The 3,539-nt window shown below is 69.8% G+C and carries 5 protein-coding genes; 4 read left to right on the top strand and 1 reads right to left on the bottom strand.

Going from position 1 to position 3,539, the window contains the following annotated elements; all coding sequences use genetic code 11:
• The 4 genes from glyS to QZW52_RS18945 all read left to right on the top strand — a co-directional run.
• Positions 1-896 (top strand): glycine--tRNA ligase subunit beta (gene glyS, locus QZW52_RS18930; RefSeq protein WP_294001641.1); only part of this gene is annotated, 896 nt, incomplete at its 5' end.
• A gap of 1 nt (position 897) precedes the next feature.
• Positions 898-1,560, top strand: a complete 663-nt coding sequence (gene gmhB / locus QZW52_RS18935; protein ID WP_294001643.1) for a D-glycero-beta-D-manno-heptose 1,7-bisphosphate 7-phosphatase — start codon at positions 898-900, stop codon at positions 1,558-1,560.
• A 17-nt stretch (positions 1,561-1,577) separates the two neighbouring features.
• A complete protein-coding gene (locus tag QZW52_RS18940) occupies positions 1,578-2,342 on the top strand; it encodes a lysophospholipid acyltransferase family protein (protein WP_294001645.1) in 765 nt (254 codons plus the stop codon).
• 13 nt (positions 2,343-2,355) lie between these two features.
• On the top strand, positions 2,356-3,153 hold the full coding sequence (locus QZW52_RS18945; RefSeq protein WP_294001647.1) for a M48 family metallopeptidase: 798 nt from the start codon (positions 2,356-2,358) through the stop codon (positions 3,151-3,153).
• A gap of 27 nt (positions 3,154-3,180) precedes the next feature.
• Here the strand turns inward: QZW52_RS18945 and QZW52_RS18950 are convergent.
• On the bottom strand, positions 3,181-3,539 hold a 359-nt coding region (locus QZW52_RS18950; protein WP_294001649.1), incomplete at its 5' end, for a fasciclin domain-containing protein.

Here is a 3,539-nt window from a genome sequence, read left to right on the forward strand (position 1 = left end):
TGCTGGCCAAGACCGACCTGCTGACCGACATGGTGGGCGAATTCCCGGAGCTGCAGGGGATCATGGGCGGCTACTACGCGCGCCATGAAGGGCTGCGCGACGGCGTGGCGATCGCCATCGAGGACCACTACAAGCCGCGCTTCGCCGGCGACGCGCTGCCGCGCAACCACACCGGCACGGTCGTGGCGCTGGCCGACAAGCTGGAGACGCTGGTCGGGCTGTTCGGCATCGGACAACTGCCCACCGGCGACAAGGATCCGTTCGCGCTGCGCCGGCACGCGCTGGGCGTGATCCGCATCCTGGTCGAGAACAACCTGCCGCTGGACCTGGACGAGCTGATCCACGCCGCGCTGCCCGCCTTCGGTGAACGCATCGCCGACCCGAGCACCCCGCTGCGCGCCTTCTTCGCCGACCGCCTGTCGGTGTCGCTGCGCGAACAGGGCTACAGCGCACAGGAAGTGGACGCCGTGCTCGCCCTGGCACCGAGCCGGCTGGGCAACATCCCGCGCCGGCTCGCCGCAGTGCGGGCGTTCTCGGCGCTGCCGGAAGCCGCTTCGCTGGCCGCCGCCAACAAGCGCATCGGCAACATCCTGAAGAAGGCGACAGGCACGGTCGAGGCGAAGGTCGATCCCGCGCTGTTGCAAGACGCTGCCGAGCAGGCACTCGCCGCCGCGCTGCAGTCGGTGCAACCGCAGGCCGACACGCTGTTCGAGCAAGGCGAATACGCCGCCAGCCTCCAGGCCCTCGCCGCACTGAAGGCCCCGGTGGACGCCTTCTTCGACGACGTGATGGTCAACGCAGACGACCCCGCCCTGCGCACGAACCGCCTCGGCCTGCTCAAGACCCTGCACGGGGCGATGAACCGCGTGGCCGACCTGTCGCGCCTGGCGAGCTGACATGGGCGACCGCAGCGCCCTCCGGCTGGTCGTCCTCGACCGCGACGGCATCCTCAACGAGAACCGCGACGACTACGTCAAGTCGGCGGACGAGTGGGTGCCGATTCCGGGGGCGCTGGAAGCGGTGGCCAAGCTGCACCAGGCCGGCTGGCACGTCGTGGTCGCGACCAACCAGTCGGGCCTGGGGCGCGGGCTGTTCGACATGTACACGCTCAACGAGATGCACCTGAAGATGAATGCGCTGCTGGCGCCGCTGGGCGGCAAGGTAGACGCGGTGTTCTTCTGTCCGCACGCGCCGGAAGACAACTGCCGCTGCCGCAAACCGCTGCCGGGGCTGTTCGAGGACATCCGGGTGCGCTTCGGCCTGGATGACATGGCCGCGGTACCGGCGGTCGGCAACACGCTGCGCGATCTGCAGGCCGCCACCGCCGTCGGCTGCGCGCCGCACCTGGTGCGTACAGGCAAGGCCGCCACGCTCGACGACATGGGTGTGCAAGCCCTGCGTGACCAGATGCCGGGTCTGGTGGTCCATGCCAGCCTCACCGCATTCGCCGATGCCCTGCTCGGTGCCGAACGCAAGAAGCACAGGGCCACCCGCGCCGAAGGCAAGCGTCTGGCCAGCGGCGGCGCGCCCGCAGCCACGTCCACACCGACCTCCACCTGATCCGCTGCCCCCATCCCATGCTCCTCTACCTGCGCTCCGCCATCTTCATCCTCTGGCTCATCGTCACGGTGATCCCCTGGAGCCTGGCCGCCGTGGTCGGCTCGGTGTTCACGCGGGGCGCGCCGCTGTACTGGCTGTGCGCGGGGTGGCTGAAGCTGTCGGTGCTGGGGGCGAAGTGGATCTGCGGGGTCCACTGGCGCGTGCAGGGCATGGAGAACGTGCCCACGGCGGCGGACGGCCAAGCCTCGGTGATCCTGGTCCCGAAGCACCAGTCCACCTGGGAGACCTTCGCCATCCCGGCGATCATGCCGCACCCGCTGGCCTACGTCTTCAAGCGTGAACTGCTGTGGATTCCGTTCTTCGGCTGGGCGATCGGGCGGCTGGACATGGTCCACATCGACCGTGGCCGCCGCTCCGACGCCTGGCGCAAGGTGGTCGAGCAAGGCACCCGCATCATGGGCCTGGGCACCTGGATGATCATGTTCCCCGAAGGCACGCGCACTCCGCGCGGCAGCCAGGGCGAGTACAAGACCGGTGCCTCGCGGCTGGCGGTGACGACGAACACGCCGCTGGTGCCGATCGCCGTGACCTCGGCACGCTGCTGGCCGCGCAAGAGTTTCCTGCTGCGGCCGGGCACGATCGACATTTCCATCGGAAAACCGATTGCGCCGCAAGGCCGCCGCCCGGACGAGCTGATGAAGGAAATCGAAGCGTGGATCGAGTCCGAGATGCGCCGCCTCGACCCTGACGCCTACACCACCCCGGCCAGCCCGGCCACCTGACTCCACGCGCCCCGTGTCCCCACGCTGCGCCGCCGACACCGGGCTGGCCCACTCCGAGGCCCTGCTGCGCCCGGTCGAGGCCAACCGCGAGCTGGTGCTCGGTGGGCTGCGGCTGGGCTACCTGCTCAAGCGCGCGACCCGGCGCACCATCGGCTTCGTCGTCGGCCCGCGCGGACTGGCGGTGAGTGCGCCGCGCTGGGTCAGCCAGCCGCAGATCGACAGCGCCGTGCAGATCAAGGCCGACTGGATCCTGCGCAAGCTCGCCGAACAAGGCCAGCGGCTGGTGCAGCTCGACGCCGCACGCATCGACTGGCGCGACGGCGTGCGGCTGCCTTACCTCGGTGAAGACCTGCTGATCCGCACCACCACCGCCCTGACCCGCACGGTGCTGCAGGAGCCGCAGCCGCTGCACGACCAACCCCGCACGCTGCACCTGCGCCTGCCCGCTGGCGCAACCTCCATGCAGCTCCGCGACGCCGTGCAACGCTGGCTGCAGCAGCAAGCGCGCAGCGTCTTCGAAGCCCGCATTGCCCACCACGCCACCGCCATGGGCGTGCAGGTCACGCGGCTGCGGCTGAGTTCGGCACGCACGCGGTGGGGCAGCGCCAGCAGCGACGGCAGCGTGCGGCTGAACTGGCGCCTCGTCCATTTCCCGCTGGCCACGCTCGACTACGTGGTGGTGCATGAACTCGCCCACCTGCACGAGATGAACCACAGCCCGGCGTTCTGGGCCATCGTGCGCGGCGTGATGCCCGATTACGAGCAGCGGCGGCGCACGTTGAAGGATGGGGTGGTGCCGGTCTTCGACTGAGCAGCGACCGCCCTACCCAGCCGCCGGTCAGCGCGGCATCACCACCGTGTCGATGACGTGGATCACGCCATTGCTCGCCACCACATCGGCGGCGGTGACACGGGCACTGTCCACGGTGACGCCGCCCGCCGTGCCCAGCGTCAGCTCCTGGCCCTGCACCGTGCGGACCTTGCCGGCCTTCACGTCCGCGGCCATCACCTTGCCCGACACGACGTGGTAGGTCAGCACCTTGGTCAGTGCCGCCTTGTCCTTGAGCAGTGCGTCCAGCGCCTCCTTGGGCACCTTGGCGAAGGCTTCGTCCGTGGGGGCGAACACGGTGAACGGGCCCGGGCCCTTGAGCGTGTCCACCAACCCGGCCGCCTGGACTGCAGCCACCAGGGTCTTGA

This window comes from Sphaerotilus sp., assembly GCF_013299175.1.
GTDB lineage: Bacteria > Pseudomonadota > Gammaproteobacteria > Burkholderiales > Burkholderiaceae_C > Sphaerotilus.